Here is an 18,321-nt window from a genome sequence, read left to right as displayed (position 1 = left end):
TCTCGGAAACCGCGACGGACCGTCTCGGTCCAGCCCGGCGGTGCTCGGCCGGTAAGCTCGAGACCGCAGCGTCGCCCAGCGATCAGGTGGCAGGGCGCTTCGCCAGCGAGAGGCCGATGCCCAGCGCGATCATCGCGGCTCCCGACGCCTCGCGCAGGCGGCGGATCAATGCGGGACGCGCTGCCGCGCCATCACGGATGCCACTCGCCGCGAAGGCCACCACGATGTCGGCGAGGGTGTTCAGCGCAACCGAAACGAAGCCGAGCACCACGAACTGCAGGGCGACATGGCCTGCGGCCGGGCTCACGAACTGCGGGATGAAGGCGAGGAAGAAGGCTGCCGTCTTCGGGTTCAGCGCCTCGACCAGCACGCCTTCACGGAAGGCGCGCCGCGGCCCGATCGCCGGCACCGCAGATCTTCCATCCGGACCCGTTGCCGCAGCCTGGCGCGCGGACTGGATCGTGCGCAGGCCAAGCCAGACCAGGTAGCCCGCCCCGATCAGCTTCAGCACGGTGAACAGTTCCGCGCTGGCGAGCACGATGGCGGAAACGCCGAGACTGCCCGCGAGGACATGGACCATGCCGCCCAGGCCGGTGCCGATGCTGGAGGCAACGCCCTCCGCCCGACCGCCGGCGAGCGTGCGCGCGGCGACGTAGAAGATGCCCGGCCCGGGCGTGACCGCGAGCACGAAAGCCGCCGCGACATACAGGGCGAACTGGGGCAGGTCTGGCATCGCCACGGGCCTCCGGGTCGGATCGTCGTAGGGTCGCGTCGTCCGCAGGCGTGAGTCTGTCCTGCAGGCAGCGAGGTCGAGCATCTGCCGTGAACGCGAACGGAAGATGCCCTACCGGATCGCGGGCCCCGCGCGAAGCCGGGACTGCACGCGGCGCTGGAAGCGCACCGACGCGCTGGCGCCGTGTTCCTCCGCGATTCGCCCTTGATCCGCATGGCGCCCCGTCTTGCCGCGCTGTCATGCGACGCCTAGACAGCGCGCGCCCCCTCAAAGGAAAGGCCGACGCATGTCCAAGATCACCCGCCAGGGCAGCAACCAGATCCTCTCGTCCTCGGTCGAGTACCACAACTTCGTCTATCTCGCCGGCATGACCGCCGATGACCTCTCGAAGGACATCACCGGCCAGACGCGGGAGGTGATCGCCAAGATCGACGCCGCGCTGGAAGCCAACGGCACCGACAAAACGCGTCTGCTGCAGGCGCAGATCTGGCTGAAGGACATCCGGGACCGCGACGAGATGAACAAGGTCTGGGTGGAGTGGCTCGGCGATGCCGGGCGCCCGGCGCGGGCCTGCGTGGAAGCCAACATGGCCAGCCCGCGCCACCTCGTGGAGATCATGGTCACCGCCTGCCGCTGAGCCCGCACGGCCTCCGCCGGCATGCCGCAGTGGCATGCCGGCGATGCAGCGCCTTCGGGACTCGCGCCGGGTTTTCTGTTTCGCCTGTTTCGCGTGTTGCTTCCAGGCCGCAACACTGTGTCATCGCCGCGGGAAGTGTTTCGCCCTAGGACAATTTCCCGAAGCTGCGCGCTCCGCTACAGCCGCCGCCAGCAAATCACGGCAGGTTTCGCCGTGTAACGCCGCAGGTGGTTGGCAGCCGCCCGCCCATCCGGCTACCGCCTTGGTTCACGGACCCGTCAGGGTCCGCCAGGGGCACAAGGCCGGGGAGCACCCCATGCGGGCAGAATGCGCGCTTGCTGCTGTCTTCGTCCTGTTCGGGACCATCGCAGCCACATCCATCGCCGACGCCGCTGAGCGCGAGTCCTGGGAGATCCAGGTTGCCGCGGCAGCGCAGCCGCGCCCCGTGACGCTGCGCCAGGCGGCGCCGGGCCGGCCCGGTATCGCGCAGCCCGCCATGATGATCGGCGCCGGCACCCCGATCCTGCCCGTCTCCGCCACTTCCGGCCTGTCCTGCGTGCCCTTCGCGCGCATGGCGACCGGCGTCCAGATCACCGGCGATGCCCGGCTCTGGTGGCACAACGCCGCCGGCCGCTACCTGCGCGGGCAGCAGCCGGAGCGCGGTGCGGTGATGGCCTTCATGGCCTCGGGCGGCATGCGCCGCGGCCATGTCGCCGTGGTCAGCCGGGTGGTGGATGACCGCACCGTGCTGATCGACCATTCCAACTGGGCCGGCCCTGGCATCCGCCGCGGGACCGTGATGCGCGGCGTGCTGGTGGTGGACGTCTCGGACCGCAACGACTGGACCGCGGTGCGCGTGCAGGTCGGACGTGACCGCAGCGCACTCGGCCGCACCTATCCGATCCACGGCTTCATCTACAACCGCCCTGTGGGCGACCCCTCCGGCGAGCGGATCCTGACCGCCTCTGCGCCGGCCGCGGCCCCACTGGAGCTGGCCGAGGCCTCTTCCCCGCATGCCGCGCTGCACATGCGCCTCGCCGCCCAGGCACTCGCGGAGTAGGCGGAGCGCCGGAGCGCCTTCCGTCCGCATGCGTCCACCGCGTGTGTCCTGACGGCCTGATCGCAGCGCAGCTTCGCGCTTTCGAGCGATGCCGCCCCACCGCGATCTGCTCTACGCCGCCTCCGCCGACCGGTCCCACAGATTGGGCACTGCGGCGTTGCTGTAGCCGGAGACGAACAACCGCTCCGCGCCCGTCGCCGGGTCGAACACGCTGCGCCGCACGGCCCCGATATTCGCGCCATAGACGTGGATGCTGATCGAGGCGGCATCCGGCAGCGCATTCTCCACCACATGGATGTCGGAGAGGTTCGGGCTGACGGCCACCACTTCACCGGGCCGCAGCCGGTCCACCCGGCCGGCGATCATGGGGCACCGCGCTCCGTCGCACGACGGGGCCGGGGCGCCGGGGCGCATCTCGGTGGAGACCTCCTCGCCGCGCAGCATGCCGACCAGGCCCCAGACGGTATGGTTGTGCACCGGCGTGCGCTGGCCAGGCCCCCAGACGAAGGACACCACGCTGAACCGCTCCAGCGGGTCGCAATGCAACAGGTATTGGCGATAGGTCGGGCCGGCCTCGGCACAGGAAGCGGGCAGCCAGTCGTCATGCCGCACCAGCTCCGCGAGCAGGGCGCGCCCCTTCTCCAGCCATGCCGCCTCCGGCGCGCCAGCCTCCGCCAGCCGTGTCAGGGCGATCACGAAGTCGCGGAACCGCTGGATGCCCGCCATGCTATCCTCCCGAAAGGTGCCGGCGCCCATGCTACGCCGCCACCGGCACGCCGGGGAGAAGGATCATGCACGAAAAGCGCGCCGACGGGGCGGAACGCCTACTGCTGCCGCCCGACGGAGAAATTCCGAACAATGCGCACCTGCCGGTGCTGCTTCACCGCGGCGCTGTGCCCGCGGGCGACCCCGCCGCGGCCGAAACGCTGTTCGCCGGCCATGGCTGGCACCCGGCCTGGCGCAACGGCATCTACGGCTTCCACCACTACCACCCCAACGCGCATGAGGCGCTGGCCATCGCCGCGGGCAAGGTGCGGGTGCGGCTCGGCGGCGAGGGCGGCGTGACGCTAGAGCTCAAGGCGGGCGACGTGGTGGTGCTGCCGGCGGGCACCGGGCACCGCAGCCTCGGCGCCTCGCAGGACCTGCTGGTGGTCGGCGCCTATCCCCCCGGCGCCCCGCCGGAGCAGTACACCGGCCGCCCGGGCGAGCTGGCGCGCGCGCTGCGCGCCATCCCCGCCACGCCCGATCCGCCGACCGATCCGGTGACCGGCACGCCGTATCCCGCCGCCTGATGGACGAGCTCGGCTTCCACACGCGGCTGCACCGGCCCGGCACCATCCTCGATGTCGGCGCGCATGACGGGCTGCTGACGCTGCCGCTCTCCCGCCTGCCGGGCGCGCAGGTGCTGGCCTTCGAGCCGCTGCCCGCCGCCCATGCGCGGCTGCACGCGGCCGTGGTGGCGGCCTACGGCGCCATCCCGCCGCACATCAACCTGCGGCCTGAGGCGCTGGGCGCGGCGGCCGGCCGCCTGACGCTCTCCGTGCCGGTGCTCGACGGCGTACCGCAGGAGCAATGGGCGAGCGTCGCCAAGGATTTTTCGCAGTTCGCCTCAGTGGAGGCCGAGGCGCATGAGGTCGCGGTCATCACCCTGGATTCGCTCGGCCTCACCGACCTGCAGCACGTCAAGCTCGACGCCGAGGGCCATGAGCAGGAGGTGCTGGAAGGTGCGCGCCAGACCCTCACCCGCAGTCGCCCCGTGCTGACCCTGGAGCTCGAGGAGCGCCACCGCCGCGGTGCCACGCGCGACGTGCCCGCGCTGCTCGCCGCACTGGGATACGAGACGCGCTTCTGGCTCGACGGCGCGATGCGGCCGCTGGCGGCGTTCGATGCCGCGACGATGCAGGTGGCCTCCCCCGACCCGGCGGTGTTCGGCGCCTCCGATCCCTATGTCTTCACCTTCTACGCCTGGCCGGCGGAACGCGCGGCGGAGGTGCTGGCCGCCCTCGCGTGAGCCAGCACCGCCCGCAGCAGCACGAGGAAGCCGGCGGCAACCAGCACGAAGACCGTGGCGTGCCCGGCCTCCCAGCGGTTGCGCAGCCCGATCCAGCCGGGCGGCGGGCTGCCGGGAGCAGCGGCAGCGACCTCGGTGTTCACCGGCGCGACGATCAGCGCCCAGGCCGCGAGCCCGGCCAGCACCAGCGCGGCGGCGATCCAGGCGGCGCGCGCCTCGGCGGTGCCGCGGACCGACCAGGCGAAGGCGGCGCAGGCCAGCGGGGCGCCGAGCAGGCTGACGGCGCCCGCCACCGCATAGCCGGGGTAGAGGTTCTGCTGCACCACCAGCCAGGCTTCGGCGCCCAGGCGCAGCTTGCCCGGGATCTCCAGGACGTGCCCGGCCGGGGCGAACAGCGCGAACACCAGCATCAGCAAGGCGGCGAGCCGCAAACGATGGGCCATCTCCATCCGATCCCCGCATCCGGCAAGCGGCGGGGAACGTCGGCGGTGCCGCCCGGTTGCGGGTTCAGTCGGCGGGGATGGCGATGGGCAGCCAGAGCACCTGCCCGATCGCCTGCGCACCGCTGGCCAGCATCGCCAGCCGGTCGAAGCCGAGCGCGATGCCGGAGCCGGCGGGCATCCCATGAGCCAGGGCGGCGAGGAAATCCTCGTCCACCTCCCAGCCTTCCTCGCCGGCCTCCTGCTTGCGGGCCTCGACGTCGCGGGTGAAGCGGAGGCGCTGCTCGGCAGGGTCGGTGAGCTCGTCGAAGGCGTTGGCGATCTCAAGCCCGGCGACGAACAGCTCGAAGCGCAGCGCGGCGCGGGGATCGGCGGGGTCGCGCCGCGCCAGCGCGGCCTGCGGCGCCGGCCAGTGGGTGAGAAAGGTCGCCCGCCCACGGCCGATCGCCGGCTCGACATGGGTGAGCACCAGGTGGAAGAAGGCGTCTTCCCACCCCAGCCCCGGCGGCAGCGCCAGCCCCGCCGCGCGCGCGGCTTCGTGCAGCGCGGCGGCGCCGCCCTCGGCCGAGGCGGCGTCCACCGTCGCCAGGATGTCGAGGCCGTTGCAGTGGCGGCGGAAGGCCTCGGCCATGGTCAGCCGCTCGAAGGCCTGCCCGAGATCGGTCGTCACGCCGGCATGGGCGACCACGGTGGGGCAGACGGAGCGGAGCAGCGCCTCCGTCTCGTCCATCAGGCCGTCGAGGCCGAGGCCCGGCGCATACCATTCCAGCATGGTGAATTCGGGCGCGTGGCGCGGGCTGAGCTCGCCGTTGCGCCAGACGCGGGCCAGCTCGAACACCCGCCCGGCGCCGCCGACCAGCAGCCGCTTCAAGGCGAGCTCCGGCGAGGTGCGCAGCCACAGCGTCGCCGGCCGCCCGGCGCCGAGATGGGGGCGGAACGCGCTGCGGAAGGCGCGCAGATGCACCTCCATGCCCGGCACCGGGACCAGGGCGGGCGTCTCCACCTCGGTGTAGCCGCGGGCGGCGAGGAAGGCGCGGGTTTCGGCGGCAAGGCGGGCGCGGCGGCGGAGGAAGGGCAGCCGGGCGGCGAGGCTCTCGGGGTGCCAAGGGGGCATCGGTCGGGGCAGTGGTCGCGGGAGGGGCATGGACTTGACGGCCTCGATGGCGCTACGCGCCCGACCATGCCCGATGACGCGCCACCCCGCACCCCGAGCCCGGAGCGCACCTTGCGCAGCGTGGGCGAGCTGGTCGCCGCCGGCCTGCTCGCCCCCGCCGAAGCGCCGGCCCTCGCCCGCCTGGCCGAGCGCTACGCCGTCGCGGTGACGCCTGCGGTCGCGGCGCTGATGGATGCCGGCGACCCCGCCGACCCGATCGCGCGGCAATACATCCCCGACGCCGCCGAGCTTCTCACCGCGCCGGACGAGATCGACGACCCGACCGCCGACGCCCCCTTCACGCCGGTGAAGGGCGTGGTGCATCGCTATCCCGACCGCGCGCTGCTGAAGCCGCTGCTGGCCTGCCCGGTCTATTGCCGCTTCTGCTTCCGGCGCGAGGTGGTGGGCCCCGATGGCGGCCTGCTGACCGAGGCCGAGCTGGAGGCCGCACTCGCATGGCTCGCCGCCACGCCGGCGATCCGCGAGGTGATCCTGACCGGCGGCGACCCGCTGATGCTCTCGCCGCGGCGGCTGCAATGGCTGGTGCGGCGGCTTTCGGACATCCCCCATCTCGAGATCATCCGGGTGCACAGCCGCGTGCCGGTGGCCGACCCCGGGCGCGTGACGGCCGAGCTGGCGGCGGCGCTGGAGACGGAGAAGGCGTTCTTCCTCTGCGTCCATGCCAACCACGCGCGGGAGTTCTCCGACCGATCCCGCGCGGCGCTGGCGCTGCTCTCGCGCGCCGGGGTTCCGCTGCTGGGGCAGAGCGTGCTGCTGCGCGGCGTGAACGACACGGCCGAGGCGCTGGAGGCGCTGTTCCGGGCGATGCTGCGGGCGCGGGTGAAGCCCTACTACCTGCACCAGCTCGACCCCGCCCCCGGCACCGCGCGCTTCCGCGTGCCGGAGGCCGAGGGGCTGGCGCTGGTGGCGGGGCTGCGCGGCCGACTGAGCGGGCTGGCGCAGCCGGCCTATGTGAAGGAGACACCGGGGGGCGCGGGAAAGGTGCCGGTGCGGGGATAGCACCGGGACCGCTCGACCGACGTGAACCGCACCGGATTGATGGCGCGACGCGTCAGGCCACTTCCCGCGCCGCCGGCGCCAGCCTGGCCAGCATGGCACCGATCCGCTGGAGCGACGCAGCATCCTGGCGGAATGCCACGGCAACCTGGCCGGACCCGCACCGCGCCACGCGCGCAGGGATTGGCGCGACGCCGGCGAAGCCGACCTCCAGCTCGGTCCCGGGCTTCAGCGCGGTGTCACTCTCGAACAGCGCGCCGCCGCGCGCGATGTCCAGCAGCACGCCGGCGCTGGGCGCACCGCCACGCACACGCAGCTCGGCCGGCAGGCGCTGGCCCGGGATGCGCTCGAAGTGGCGGCGCTCCGATTCATCCACGCGCATCGCCTGGAGGAACTGCTCGACCTCCGAGCGGACCTCCTCCGCCACGCGGCTGACCTCGACCGAGGAGGTGCGGACGCGTTCAGCCTCGGCGCCGCCCTGCTCGGCGCTGCCGACCAGCGAATCCATCGCGCCGGTCGCGGCTTCGGTGCGGCTGGTCACCGCCAGCACGCTGGCGGCGATCTCGCGCGTCGCCGCGCCCTGCTGCTCCACCGCGCCGGCGATGGCGGAAGCGACGGCATCCACGCGCGCGATCGCCTCGCCGACGCCGGCGACCACCGTGACGGCCTCCGCCGTCGCGCCCTGGATCGCGGCAACCTGCTGCGAGATCCGCTCGGTCGCCGTCGCCGTCTGGGTGGCGAGCTGCTTCACCTCGCCGGCCACCACCGCGAAGCCCTTGCCGGCCTCGCCGGCCCGCGCCGCCTCGATGGTGGCGTTCAGCGCGAGCAGGTTGGTCTGCGCCGCGATGTCGGCGATCAGGCGCACCACCTCGCTCACCTGGCCCGCCGCATCGGCGAGGCCCTGCACCGTCCCGCGCGTGGCGTCCGCACGCTCCACGGCCTGCTGTGCCGCGGCCGCGGCGTGGCTCACCTGGCGGCCGATCTCCGCCACGCTCGCGGTCAGCTGTTCCGTCGCGGCGGCGACGGCTTGCAGGTTGCGCTGGCTCTCGCGGGCGCCTTCGGTGGTCTCGACGGCGCCGGCGCGGGTACGCGCCGCGCCGCTGGCCAGCGCATCCGCCGCCACGCGCGTCGCCTCGGCATTCGAAGCGAGGGCGGCCATCACGCCCGAGATGGACGCGCCGAACTCCTGGGTGTGATGGTCCATCGCCGCCTGGCGCCTCTCGCGCGCCTGCCGCACCGCCGCCGCCTCGGCGGCGAGCCGGCCATTCTCCTTCAGCTTTTCCAGGAAGACATGGGCGGCGCCCGCGATCGCGCCCACCTCGCCCGGTCCGCCGGGCGGCAGCTTCGCACCCTCCAGCCTGCCTTCCGCCATCTCGCGCAGCGCGTCGGCGAGCGAGCGCAGCGGCCGGGCGATGTCACGCTGCGTCAGCCAGAGCATGCCGCCGGTGACCACCGACACCGCCAGCGCGGCGAAGCCGATCAGCATCAGCGCCAACCGCCGCGAGGCGGCCACCGCCTCGGCCTGGAGGCGCTCCACCGTGGCGTCCAGCGAGACCGAGAGCGCGTCGAGCGCGTTGGAGAAGGCGGTGCGGTTGGAACGATTGGCGTCGTTGTTGCCCAGCCGGTCCGCCGCCTCCCGGCCTTCCTCCACGCCGATGCGCGCCAGTTCGCTGCGCAGCTCGACGAAGCCGCGGAGCGCACCTTCCAGCCGCGTGGCCGTGGCGGCCTCCCCCGGCGGAAGGCGCGGACGCAGCTCGGACCAGGCCTTCTGCATGTCGTCCAGATGGCGCGTGAGCCCACGGGCGAAGCCTTCCGCCTGGCGACGGCTGGCGGCGAGGTAGAGGCCGCGGCTCTCCATCACCACGGCATAGACGCCGACGCGCACGCGCTCGATCAGCGCCTGCGCCTCATGCAGGCGGGCGGTCTCCAGCTGGCGCGCGGCCTGTTGCTGCAGGGCGAGGAAGGTGACGCCGGCGCCGCCGAGGGCGACGGCACCGAGCAGGATCAGGCCGGCGGCAAGCCGCAGCCCGATCGAGGCGCGCCAACGGCGCATGGCAGTTCTCCCAGCGATTCTGCCGGGAGATTGCACGCACCGGGTTGAGGGATGGTTGAGGCGGCGGGTCTCATTTTCGTTCCGGCCCACCGGCCCGGAACACGCCCCGGAACACGCGCGGCGCGCCGGGTCGGTGGCCGCGGCCCCGCCCCGACGCCGCCGGCTTCAGCCGACGATCTCGCAGCCGGCGAAGAAGTAGGCGATCTCGATCGCGGCATTCTCGGCGCTGTCGGAGCCGTGCACGGAATTGGCCTCGATGCTCTCGGCGAAGAGCTTGCGGATGGTGCCGGGGGCGGCGTTGGCCGGGTTGGTGGCGCCCATGATCTCGCGGTTCTTCGCCACCGCATTCTCGCCTTCCAGCACCTGCACCACCACCGGGCCGGAGATCATGAAGGTGACCAGGTCGTTGAAGAAGGGCCGCTCGCGGTGCACGCCGTAGAAGGTCTCGGCCTGGGCGCGGGTCATCTGGATCCGCTTCTGGGCGACGATGCGCAGCCCGTGCTCCTCGAAGACGGCGTTGATCTTGCCGGTCAGGTTCCGGCGCGTCGCGTCGGGCTTGATGATCGAGAAGGTGCGCTCGGTGGCCATGGGGGCGTTCCTTGTTGCGTCTGCGAAGGCGGGCGCGGGATAGGGGCATGCGGGCGGCGGCGCAAGCCCTGCGCCGCCTAGACCCCGCCCTCCCGCCGGCGCGCCTCCTCGAAGCCGTCGTCCAGCGTGGCGTCGCGCCGGGCAGCCTCCGCAGCGCTGCGCAAGGCGCCCGCGAGGTCCGCCTCCGCACGGGCCAGGCGCTGGCGGGCCGCCTTCGCCCCGGCCTCGGCTTCCGCCAGCCGCACCTCGGCGGCGGAGATCCGGCTGACGGCATCCTCGGCACAGGCGTCCATCAGCAGGGCCGCCCGGCGTTCCCGCTGGCGCACCCAGAGCCGCGCACCGAGGCAGGCGGTGCCAAGGCCGCAGGCCAGCAGGAACAGCACCAGCGCCTCCTCGGCGCCGGCCGCGAACAGGCTCACCCGGCGTCCCTCGGCGACCCAGGTGACCGCAAGCGCAGCCACCAGCAGACCGAAGGCGGCGCTGCTGCCGCCAAACAGCAACCAGGCCAGCACCACGCCCGGCAGCGCCAGCAGCACCTCGGCATGGAAGGGCAGCACCGAGGCGAGCAGCACGCCGAGGCACACGCTCCACAGCGCCAGCGCCGCCGCGAAGGGATCGCGCAACAGCGGCGGCCACTTCGCCACGTCCCGGAGGAGGCGCTCCAGCGCCGCATGGATGCCGGCCGGGCCCATCTCAGGCAGTCCGGCGCAGGCGGCCCACGGCGCTGCGCAGCCCGTCGCGCAGCTGGAAGGCGATGGGCGGGACCAGCGACCGCGCGAAGGCCCTGATCCGCGTGCGCCGCCTGCCGGGCAGGAAGGTGATCGGCGCGCCCTGCTTCACGGCCTCCGGATCGGGGCTCCAGTAGAACACCGAGGCGGATCGGCGGGATCGGTCGGCGGGGCACCGCAGCGCGTCGGGGAAGCCGTGCAACGTCTCGGACGTCGTCGGGAAGAGCACGGCGCGATTGAACAGCGGCGCCAGCCGCGCGCCGGCCGCATCGGCACCGGGCTGCCAAAGCTCCAGCGCACCGCCCCATTCCTCCCGCCAGTCGCGGCTGAGATAGACGATCAGGTTCAGCCGCCGCACCAGCGGCAGGTGCGGGTGCTGCGTCCAGTCGGCGTGGATGTTGAGCCAGCCGCCGCGGAAGCTCTCATGCAGCCCGCCGCCGTGGAACATCGGGTCGGCGACCAGATCCTCGATACCGGTGACCTCGCGCAGCCATTCCAGGAAGGGCTCGGAGCAGAGCTGCCAGAGAAAGGCATTGGCATAGGCCGGCACGCCGATCAGCCCGCGGGAGGTGCGCTTGATCTCGTTGGCGGTGTCGTATTGCACCCAGTCGGGCGGCGTGGCGTCGGGGAAATCGGCGGCGACGCGGTCCAGCACATGCGGATCGAACAGCCCGTCCAGCACCACATGCGGATAGGGGCGGGCCGCCCGGTAGCGGCCGGCGATGGCCTGCCGCTCCGCGACGAGGCGCGCGAAAGGCACCATGCGCGCGACCTCGCCATCGAATCCCGGCAGCGGCCGCGTGGCCCCGGAGATATCCTGGTGTGCCGACGACATGCTTCCCCCGCTCGTTCCCGGCGCATGCCCGGCAATAGCCGGCTTGGCCGGGGGCGCCGAACACACGGAACGGTCAACGACCGACACTGTTGCGCGATCGGCCGCGCGGCCCCCCGCCGCATCCTGGCCTACGCGCGATGCCCGCTCCGGGCTATAGCGGCACCCCATGACCGTCCTCGCCATCCGCAACCTGGTGCTCCGCGTCGGCGGCCGCGTGCTGCTGGACGGCGCCGACATGACGCTCGACACCGGCCGCCGCCTCGGGCTGGTCGGGCGCAACGGCGCCGGCAAGTCCACGCTGCTGAAGGCGATCACCGGCGATCTCCAGCCCGATGGCGGGGAGATCCGGCTCGCCGCCCGCGCCCGGCTCGGCCAGGTCGCGCAGGAGGCGCCGGGTGGCGAGGGCAGCCTGCTCGACGCCGTGCTCGCCGCCGACACCGAGCGCGCCGCCCTGCTCGCCGAGCTGGAAGCAGAGCCCGAGGCCCATCGCGCCGCCGAGATCCATGAGCGGCTGATCGCCATCCGCGCCGATGCCGCCCCCGCCCGCGCCGCCGCCATCCTCGCCGGCCTCGGCTTCGACGAGGCGGCGCAGGCGCGGCCGCTGGCCTCTTTCTCCGGCGGCTGGCGGATGCGCGTGGCGCTTGCCCGCGCGCTGTTCCTCGAACCCGACCTGCTGCTGCTGGACGAGCCGACCAACCATCTCGACCTGGAAGCGACGATGTGGCTGGAGGGCTGGCTGGCGCGCTTCCCCGGTGCGGCCATCGTGGTCAGCCACGACCGCAACCTGCTCGATCGCTGCGTGGACATCATCGCCCATCTCGATCGCGGCAAGATCACCACCTACCAGGGCAATTTCGAGGATTTCGTCCGCCAGAAGACCGAGCGCGCGGCGCAGCAATCGGCGGAGGCGGCGAAGATCGCGCGCGCGCGGGCGCACATGCAGGCCTTCGTGGACCGTTTCCGCTACAAGGCTTCGAAGGCGCGCCAGGCGCAGTCGCGGCTGAAGGCATTGGCGAAGCTGCCGCCGCTCGACGCCGTCATCGAGGACACCCCGACCCGCTTCGCCTTCCCCGAGCCCGAGCAGCTTTCGCCCCCCGTGGTCGCGATCGAGCGTGCGGAAGTGGGCTATGGCGGGCCGCCGGTGCTGCGCGGGCTCAACCTGCGGCTGGACCAGGACGACCGCATCGCGCTGCTCGGCGCCAATGGCAACGGCAAGTCCACCCTCGCCAAGCTGCTTGCCGGGCGGCTGGCGCCGACCCGCGGCGAGATCCGCCGCGCCCCGCGCCTCAAGGTCGGCTTCTTCGCCCAGCACCAGGCGGAGGAGCTGGACCCCGAAGGCACGCCGCTCACCCACATGCAGGCGGCGCTGCCCAAGGCGACGGAGACGGTCTGCCGCGCGCAGCTCGCCCGCTTCGGCCTGGCCGGCGAGAAGGCGGAGACGCGGATCAGCCAATGCTCGGGCGGCGAGAAGGCGCGGCTGCTGCTGGCGCTCTGCACCCGCGACGCGCCGAACCTGCTGATCCTCGACGAGCCGACCAACCACCTCGACATCGATGCGCGCGAGGCGCTGGTGAAGGCGCTGGCGGAGTTCGAGGGCGCGGTGCTGCTGATCACCCACGACCCGCACCTGGTGGAACTGGTCGCGGACCGGCTCTGGCTGGTCGCCGACGGCATGGTGACGCCCTTCGAGGGCGACCTGGCGGAATACCGCACCCTGCTGGCCGAGCGGGCGCGCGCCACTGCCCGCGCCGAGGCCGTTCCGGGCACCGGCCGCGCCGCCGAACGGCGCGAGCGCGCCGAGAACCGCGCCCAGCTCGCACCGCTGCGCCAGCGCCTGCGGGAGATCGAGAAGCTGATGGAGCGCCTCGGGCTGGAGGCGAAGCTGATCGAGAAGCGGCTCGCCGATCCGGAGACCTATGCGAAGCGCAAGGCCGAGGACATCGCCTGGGCCACCACGCGGCGCGCGGCGATCGCCAGGGAGATCGCCGCGCTGGAAGAGGAATGGTTCGCCCTTTCGGAACAACTGGACGCCGCCTGAGCATCACAAGAATGCGAGGCGAAAGCTCCGCCCTTATGCGCGCGGACCGGTAGCGGCTAACGCTGGATCACGCGGTCGGCATCGCAACCGGTCCGCCCGCAGGCCAGCGCCTCGCGGCCCAACGACCGGAGGAAGCTTGGCCCCGCACCGCGTCAGTATCGCCATCCTGGCCCTGGTCCTGCTGTTCCTGGCGGCGCTGGTGGGGATGCGCGCCGACTCGCTGCGTGAAGACCGCGCGGCGGCGCTCCTGCGGGCCGAGAGCGACCTGTGGAACCTCTCCCGCGTCGCGGAGCAATACGCCCAGCGGGTGTTCGAGACGGCGGAGCTGGTCAGTGCCCAGGCGGCCGCCCGGGTCGCCGAGCTGGGCGGCACCGAGGCGCTGCGCGGCAGCGTCGCCGCCCATCACTGGCTGCGCGACCTGTCGGTGCGTTCGGCCGGCGACTACCTGACGGTCATCGATGCGCGCGGCCGCCCGGTACTGAGCTCCTACGACCATCCCGTGGCCGATGTGGACCTCTCCGACCGGCGCTGGTTCCGCGCCCACGCCGAGTTCGGTGACGAGACGCATGTGGGCGAAGCGTTGCACAGCCGCATCACCGACGAGATCCTGTTCACCTACTCCCGCATCCTGCGCACCCCGGACGGCGCGTTCGACGGCGTGGTGCAGCTTGCCGTGCGCACCGGATTCTTCCAGCAGATCTTCGCCTTCGGCCCCTTTGCCAGCCGCGCCACGATGGGTCTGTTCGATAGCGAGGGGCGCATCCTGGCCTACACCGGGCTGACGCCCGAACAGCTCGATCTCTCCCTGTCCGGGACGCCCCTGCTGGCGCGCGCGGCCGCACAGGCGGAAGGGATGCTGCGCACCGTCCTGCCCTTCGCCGAGGGAGAGCGGATCGTCGCCTTCCGCCGGCTCGCGGACTGGCCGGTGCTGGTCACCGCGAGCCTGCCGGTGGAGGCAGCGGTGGCGCCGTGGCGTCGCGCGGTGCGATGGTCCGTCGAGGTGATCGGGTCCGTCACGCTCGGGCTGCTGCTGCTCGCCGCGCTGGCAATCCTGCTGGCGAACCGGGAAGCGCGGGCGCGGACGGAACTCGCCGGCGCCAACCGGGCCCTGCGCGAGGCCGCGGTGGGGCTCGAGGCCCGCGTCGCCGCGCGCACCCGCGATCTGGCGGCCAGCGAGACGCGCTTCCGCGTCCTGTTCGACAGCACATTCCAGCTGATGGCGCTGCTCGACCAGCAGGGCGTCGTGCTGGAAGCGAACGAGACCGCGCTCGATTTCCTCGGGCTCACCCGCACGCAGGCAGTCGGGCAGGGGCTCGCCGAGCTGCCCTGCTGGCCCGATGGCAAGACCCGGGCCGGCCTGGCCGTGGCGATCGCAGCCGCCGGCCAGGGCCTGACGCGGCGCAGCGAGATCGTCGCCCGCGCCGCCGATGGCCGGCTCGCGCCGCTCGAAGTCTCGCTTCGGCCGGTGCGCGACGCCGGGGGCCGGATCTCCTGGCTGCTGGCCGAGGCGCATGACCTCACCGAGCTGAAGGCTGCCGAGGCGAAGCTGCGCGAGGCGCAGAAGGTCGAGGCGCTCGGCCAGCTCACCGGCGGGGTGGCGCATGATTTCAACAACCTGCTGATGGTGGTGCTCGGCAATCTTGGACTGCTGCGCAAGCGCCTGCCGCCCGACCCACGGCTGGTTCGCCTGCTGGACGGCGCGCAGCAGGGCGCCGAGCGCGGCGCCGCGCTCACCCAGCGGATGCTCGCCTTCGCCCGGCGGCAGGAGTTGCGCCCGGCCGCTGTGGATCTCGCCCAGCTGGTCCGGGGCGTCACGCCGCTGCTGGAGCGTTCGGCGGGGCCGACCGTGCGGATCGAGGCGGATCTGCGCGAGGATCTGCCGCCCGCCCTGGTGGACGCCAACCAGCTGGAACTCGCCTTGCTGAACCTGGTGGTGAACGCCCGCGACGCGATGGCGGAGGGTGGCCGGGTGGTGATCACCGCGGCGGCGGCGGAGGCACCCTCGCCGGAGGCGCCGCCCGAGCTGCTGCCGGGCCGCTACCTGCGGCTGGCCCTCAGCGACACCGGGGTGGGGATGGATGCGGCCACGCTGGCGCGCGCGACCGAGCCCTTCTTCACCACCAAGGGGGTCGGGCATGGCTCGGGCCTCGGCCTGTCCATGGTGCAGGGCCTGGCGCAGCAATCGGGCGGCGGCCTCACGCTCCGCAGCCGACCGGGCGAGGGCACCACCGCCGAGGTCTGGCTGCCCCGCGCCGGAGCCGAGAGCCCGCAGCCCAGTGGCCCGATGGCCGAGCAGGCGCCGAGCCTGGGGCCGCCGCGTCGCGTCCTGGTGGTGGATGACGACCCCCTGGTGGCGGCGGGCACGGCGATGATGCTGGAGGACCTTGGGCACAGCACCCTGGTCGCAACGTCGGCGGAGGATGCGCTGCTGCAGCTCGACCGGGATCCCATGGTGGACCTGGTGCTGACCGACCATGCGATGCCGGGGCTGACCGGGCTTGAGCTCGCGGAACGCCTGCGGGTGGAGCGGCCCGCCATGCCGGTGGCGCTCGCCACCGGCTATGCCGAGTTGCCGCCCAGCGCGACATCCTGGCTGCCGCGCCTGAACAAGCCCTACCGGCAGGAGGAGCTGGCCCGCCTGGTCCGGCGCCTGACCCGCGTGGAGGTCGCGTAGCGATCAGCGCCGCCGGCCCGGAGGCCCCGATCGGCTCGGCGGCACCGCCGATCCGGCCCTGGACCTTTTCGATTTGCCGTCGGATACTTCAACTATGGCGTTTTCAGTACTGGGACCGATGGTGTGCGAGCCCGTTGTGGCCGCCACCGCTGTCGGTCACCTGCGCGCGACGTCGCCCAGGGCGCGGGCGGCCCACGCCCCGCTGATCAGACCGGGGGGCTGAATGCCCGACCTGCTGCTGTTCACCGACATCGACCGCGGCTTCGAGCCAGCCGGTGCCGACGACGCGCCCACCGCGATGAGTATCGTGGCGGCGCTTGCCGGGCATGGCATCGCCGCCGAGTACGTGCCGTTCTTCAAGCCACCCTGGAATCCGCTGGCCGGCCAGCACGCGCTGTGGCGTGCGATCGATCCTGCCCGTGCAGTGTGGGCCATGCTGCGCCGAAGGAAGATGAAGGTGCTGCTGTCGATCGTGGAAAGCGGGGCGGTTGTGCCACTGGCGCTGCGCCCGCTGTTCCGCCGGCCGATACTGGTGATGCACGATTCCGACCATGCCGACTGGCGCCCTCGTCGCATCGTGCAGGAATTCGTGTTGCCGCGTGCCGACCTCGTGCTGACCCAGACGCACGCGCAGGCCGAGTACCTGGTGCGCCAGTTCACGCTGCGCCGGCCGCCCTTCTACGTCGGCCCGCGCATCGACGAGGCGTTCTTCCGCCCTGATCCCGCTGCCGGGCCCGGCGACTACGCGCTGGCGGTGGGCAACGATGCCGCGCGCGACTTCTCGCTGCTGGTCGAGGCGGCGGCCGGGCTCGACCTCGAGCTCAAGCTGTTGACGCGCCTGCCCGTGCCGCAGCCGACCGGCGCGCGCGCGAGGATCGAGGTGATCGACCGCCGCGTCAGCTACCGCGAACTGCGCACGCTATATGCTGGGGCGCGACTGGTGGCGCTTCCCCTCCGCCAGCGCATCAGCCCGGGCGGCATGACCTCGCTGCTGGAGGCGATGGCGATGGGCAAGCCTTATGTGCTCAGCGCCTCCTCCGGCGTGACGGAACTGGCCGAGGACGGCGTCACCGGCCGTGTCGTGCCCATCGGCGACACCGCCGCTTTCGGCGCCGCGCTGGCCGAGTTGTGGACCGATCCCGCGCGCGCAGCGGCGATGGGAGCGGCGGGCCGGGCGCGGGTGGAACGGGACTTCTCCACCGCCGCACGCGCGAGGCGCCTGGCGGCGGCGATGGACATGGTGCTGCCCGGCCCATCGGCTACTCGACCGGGCCCGAACATCATGGCAGCCAACAACCGACACACGCAGGCACCTGATGACTGATATGCCGCTCATCTCGATCGTGGTGCCAACGTTCAACCGCGCCGGCCCGCTAGCGCGCGCCCTTGCCGCCATCAAGGCGCAGACTCAATCGGATTTCGAATGCATCGTCATAGACGATGGGTCGGACGAGGCCACGATCAGGCAATATGCCGAGATATGGCAGATGCTCGACGACCGGTTCATACTGAGAACGCTTGCAGTCGGCGACCGGAAGAGTGGAAATCCCGGAAAAGCGCGCAATCGCGGTATCGCGATGGCACGTGGGACCTATCTGGCCTTCTGCGATGATGACGACGAGTGGGTGCGCGAGGATCATCTCGACGTTGCCGTTACTGCCATGCGCGAAGCAGGTGCCGACCTGTTCTTTGCCGATATCCGCTTCTCCAACAAGGAAAAGATTACGATTCCGAGTTGGAATTCCGTCGTCGATCCGCTGCTTCGTGGACACCCCCTCTCCGCTGGCCCGGAGTTGTTCGCCCCCTCGCGGACCAATCTGCAGAAATTTCTGCAGCACCGGCATTTCCACGCGGATACGCTTGTGGTTGCCCGCGCTCTCCTTGCATCGGCCGGACCGTATTGGGAGCACGCTGCCGTCGCCGAGGATGTGGAGATCACCTGGCGCCTGGTGGATCGTGCAAGACGTGTGGTGTACCGCGCCATGCCCATCGCCGCCGTCGATGTCAGCCCGCACCCGAGCGCAGTCCGCAGCTACAGCGCTCTGGACCGAGCCATGTATTTCATCATGGCCAGCCTGCGGGCCGAAAGCGTCATGTTCGATCCGGGCATGCGGCGAGTTGCGAGGAAATGCCGCGCTTGGGGCATGCTGGATCTCGCCGACATCCTGGCTGGAGAGAGCCAACCGCGACGGAGCCTCGAAGTCGCGTTGCAAGCGCTTATCCTCAGCCCCTCGGCAAGGGCTTTGCGGGCGGTCGGGCGCGGCGCCGTTACTGCGGCCCGTTCGAGCCGAGCGCGAATTGGCTGAACGCCATCCAAATGGGGCCCGTCTCGCTCAGGGACACGCGGAATGCGC

The 18,321-nt window shown here is 72.3% G+C and carries 17 protein-coding genes; 9 read left to right on the top strand and 8 right to left on the bottom strand.

The genetic code is table 11. The features are described from left to right. Positions 1-82: 82 nt before the first annotated feature. A complete protein-coding gene (locus ACESM1_RS03160) occupies positions 83-733 on the bottom strand; it encodes a LysE family translocator (RefSeq protein ID WP_372617643.1) in 651 nt (216 codons plus the stop codon). Positions 734-1,019: 286 nt separating this feature from the next. On the opposite strand from ACESM1_RS03160, the gene ACESM1_RS03155 reads away from it, so the two are divergent. After that, positions 1,020-1,370, top strand: coding sequence for a RidA family protein (locus tag ACESM1_RS03155; protein ID WP_372617642.1), 351 nt, complete (start codon positions 1,020-1,022; stop codon positions 1,368-1,370). Between the two features lie 316 nt (positions 1,371-1,686). Then, positions 1,687-2,430: a CHAP domain-containing protein gene (locus ACESM1_RS03150; RefSeq protein WP_372617640.1), complete on the top strand. Its 744-nt coding sequence runs from the start codon at positions 1,687-1,689 to the stop codon at positions 2,428-2,430. 111 nt (positions 2,431-2,541) lie between these two features. On the opposite strand, the gene ACESM1_RS03145 is transcribed toward ACESM1_RS03150, so the two are convergent. Then, positions 2,542-3,156 carry a cysteine dioxygenase gene (locus ACESM1_RS03145; protein WP_372617638.1) on the bottom strand — a complete coding sequence of 205 codons (615 nt, stop codon included), beginning with the start codon at positions 3,154-3,156 and terminating at the stop codon, positions 2,542-2,544. A 65-nt stretch (positions 3,157-3,221) separates the two neighbouring features. Between ACESM1_RS03145 and ACESM1_RS03140 the strand changes: the two genes are divergently transcribed. Further along, on the top strand, positions 3,222-3,722 hold the full coding sequence (locus tag ACESM1_RS03140) for a cupin domain-containing protein (protein WP_372617636.1): 501 nt from the start codon (positions 3,222-3,224) through the stop codon (positions 3,720-3,722). Then, positions 3,722-4,441 carry an FkbM family methyltransferase gene (locus tag ACESM1_RS03135; protein WP_372617634.1) on the top strand — a complete coding sequence of 240 codons (720 nt, stop codon included), beginning with the start codon at positions 3,722-3,724 and terminating at the stop codon, positions 4,439-4,441. Before ACESM1_RS03140 ends, ACESM1_RS03135 begins: the two co-directional genes overlap by 1 nt. Here the strand turns inward: ACESM1_RS03135 and ACESM1_RS03130 are convergent. Continuing rightward, positions 4,390-4,884, bottom strand: a complete 495-nt coding sequence (locus ACESM1_RS03130) for a hypothetical protein (protein WP_372617633.1) — start codon at positions 4,882-4,884, stop codon at positions 4,390-4,392. The genes ACESM1_RS03135 and ACESM1_RS03130 overlap by 52 nt on opposite strands. A gap of 64 nt (positions 4,885-4,948) precedes the next feature. Beyond that, positions 4,949-5,995, bottom strand: a complete 1,047-nt coding sequence (gene epmA, locus ACESM1_RS03125) for an EF-P lysine aminoacylase EpmA (protein WP_372617631.1) — start codon at positions 5,993-5,995, stop codon at positions 4,949-4,951. Positions 5,996-6,061: 66 nt separating this feature from the next. Here epmA and ACESM1_RS03120 point away from each other — a divergent pair, with 66 nt between their 5' ends. Further along, positions 6,062-7,054, top strand: a complete 993-nt coding sequence (locus ACESM1_RS03120) for a lysine-2,3-aminomutase-like protein (RefSeq protein WP_372617630.1) — start codon at positions 6,062-6,064, stop codon at positions 7,052-7,054. Between the two features lie 52 nt (positions 7,055-7,106). On the opposite strand, the gene ACESM1_RS03115 is transcribed toward ACESM1_RS03120, so the two are convergent. The 4 genes from ACESM1_RS03115 to ACESM1_RS03100 all read right to left on the bottom strand — a co-directional run bounded on the left by ACESM1_RS03115 (position 7,107) and on the right by ACESM1_RS03100 (position 11,255). Then, the gene (locus ACESM1_RS03115) at positions 7,107-9,104 is read right to left on the bottom strand and encodes a methyl-accepting chemotaxis protein (protein ID WP_372617629.1); all 1,998 of its coding nucleotides are present in this window, start codon (positions 9,102-9,104) and stop codon (positions 7,107-7,109) included. 165 nt (positions 9,105-9,269) lie between these two features. Then, positions 9,270-9,692 (bottom strand): nucleoside-diphosphate kinase, encoded by a 423-nt coding sequence (gene ndk, locus ACESM1_RS03110; RefSeq protein ID WP_372617627.1) that lies wholly within the window; start codon positions 9,690-9,692, stop codon positions 9,270-9,272. A gap of 77 nt (positions 9,693-9,769) precedes the next feature. After that, positions 9,770-10,384, bottom strand: coding sequence for a hypothetical protein (locus ACESM1_RS03105; protein ID WP_372617626.1), 615 nt, complete (start codon positions 10,382-10,384; stop codon positions 9,770-9,772). A 1-nt stretch (position 10,385) separates the two neighbouring features. Continuing rightward, a complete protein-coding gene (locus ACESM1_RS03100; RefSeq protein ID WP_372617624.1) occupies positions 10,386-11,255 on the bottom strand; it encodes a 2OG-Fe(II) oxygenase in 870 nt (289 codons plus the stop codon). 166 nt (positions 11,256-11,421) lie between these two features. Here ACESM1_RS03100 and ACESM1_RS03095 point away from each other — a divergent pair, with 166 nt between their 5' ends. From ACESM1_RS03095 to ACESM1_RS03080, 4 genes are all read left to right on the top strand, one after another. Continuing rightward, positions 11,422-13,293, top strand: a complete 1,872-nt coding sequence (locus ACESM1_RS03095) for an ABC-F family ATP-binding cassette domain-containing protein (protein WP_372617622.1) — start codon at positions 11,422-11,424, stop codon at positions 13,291-13,293. A gap of 136 nt (positions 13,294-13,429) precedes the next feature. After that, positions 13,430-15,967, top strand: coding sequence for an ATP-binding protein (locus ACESM1_RS03090; RefSeq protein WP_372617621.1), 2,538 nt, complete (start codon positions 13,430-13,432; stop codon positions 15,965-15,967). 223 nt (positions 15,968-16,190) lie between these two features. Continuing rightward, a complete protein-coding gene (locus ACESM1_RS03085; protein ID WP_372617619.1) occupies positions 16,191-17,291 on the top strand; it encodes a glycosyltransferase family 4 protein in 1,101 nt (366 codons plus the stop codon). After that, positions 17,284-18,273: a glycosyltransferase family 2 protein gene (locus tag ACESM1_RS03080; RefSeq protein WP_372617617.1), complete on the top strand. Its 990-nt coding sequence runs from the start codon at positions 17,284-17,286 to the stop codon at positions 18,271-18,273. Before ACESM1_RS03085 ends, ACESM1_RS03080 begins: the two co-directional genes overlap by 8 nt. The last annotated feature ends 48 nt before the right edge of the window (positions 18,274-18,321 follow it).

It is taken from the genome of Falsiroseomonas sp. (assembly GCF_041690465.1).
In the GTDB taxonomy this organism is placed as follows: Bacteria; Pseudomonadota; Alphaproteobacteria; order Acetobacterales; family Acetobacteraceae; genus Falsiroseomonas.
This window is presented reverse-complemented; position numbering and strand designations above follow the sequence as displayed.

Coding starts and splice junctions, on each gene's coding strand:
- ACESM1_RS03115 (WP_372617629.1), bottom strand. CDS start 9,104: ATGCGCCGTTGGCGCGCCTCGATCGGGCTGCGGCTTGCCGCCGGCCTG.
- ACESM1_RS03155 (WP_372617642.1), top strand. CDS start 1,020: ATGTCCAAGATCACCCGCCAGGGCAGCAACCAGATCCTCTCGTCCTCG.
- ACESM1_RS03100 (WP_372617624.1), bottom strand. CDS start 11,255: ATGTCGTCGGCACACCAGGATATCTCCGGGGCCACGCGGCCGCTGCCG.
- ACESM1_RS03080 (WP_372617617.1), top strand. CDS start 17,284: ATGACTGATATGCCGCTCATCTCGATCGTGGTGCCAACGTTCAACCGC.
- ACESM1_RS03085 (WP_372617619.1), top strand. CDS start 16,191: ATGCCCGACCTGCTGCTGTTCACCGACATCGACCGCGGCTTCGAGCCA.
- ACESM1_RS03150 (WP_372617640.1), top strand. CDS start 1,687: ATGCGGGCAGAATGCGCGCTTGCTGCTGTCTTCGTCCTGTTCGGGACC.
- ACESM1_RS03105 (WP_372617626.1), bottom strand. CDS start 10,384: ATGGGCCCGGCCGGCATCCATGCGGCGCTGGAGCGCCTCCTCCGGGAC.
- ACESM1_RS03130 (WP_372617633.1), bottom strand. CDS start 4,884: ATGGCCCATCGTTTGCGGCTCGCCGCCTTGCTGATGCTGGTGTTCGCG.
- ndk (WP_372617627.1), bottom strand. CDS start 9,692: ATGGCCACCGAGCGCACCTTCTCGATCATCAAGCCCGACGCGACGCGC.
- ACESM1_RS03120 (WP_372617630.1), top strand. CDS start 6,062: ATGCCCGATGACGCGCCACCCCGCACCCCGAGCCCGGAGCGCACCTTG.
- ACESM1_RS03135 (WP_372617634.1), top strand. CDS start 3,722: ATGGACGAGCTCGGCTTCCACACGCGGCTGCACCGGCCCGGCACCATC.
- ACESM1_RS03095 (WP_372617622.1), top strand. CDS start 11,422: ATGACCGTCCTCGCCATCCGCAACCTGGTGCTCCGCGTCGGCGGCCGC.
- epmA (WP_372617631.1), bottom strand. CDS start 5,995: ATGCCCCCTTGGCACCCCGAGAGCCTCGCCGCCCGGCTGCCCTTCCTC.
- ACESM1_RS03160 (WP_372617643.1), bottom strand. CDS start 733: ATGCCAGACCTGCCCCAGTTCGCCCTGTATGTCGCGGCGGCTTTCGTG.
- ACESM1_RS03145 (WP_372617638.1), bottom strand. CDS start 3,156: ATGGCGGGCATCCAGCGGTTCCGCGACTTCGTGATCGCCCTGACACGG.
- ACESM1_RS03140 (WP_372617636.1), top strand. CDS start 3,222: ATGCACGAAAAGCGCGCCGACGGGGCGGAACGCCTACTGCTGCCGCCC.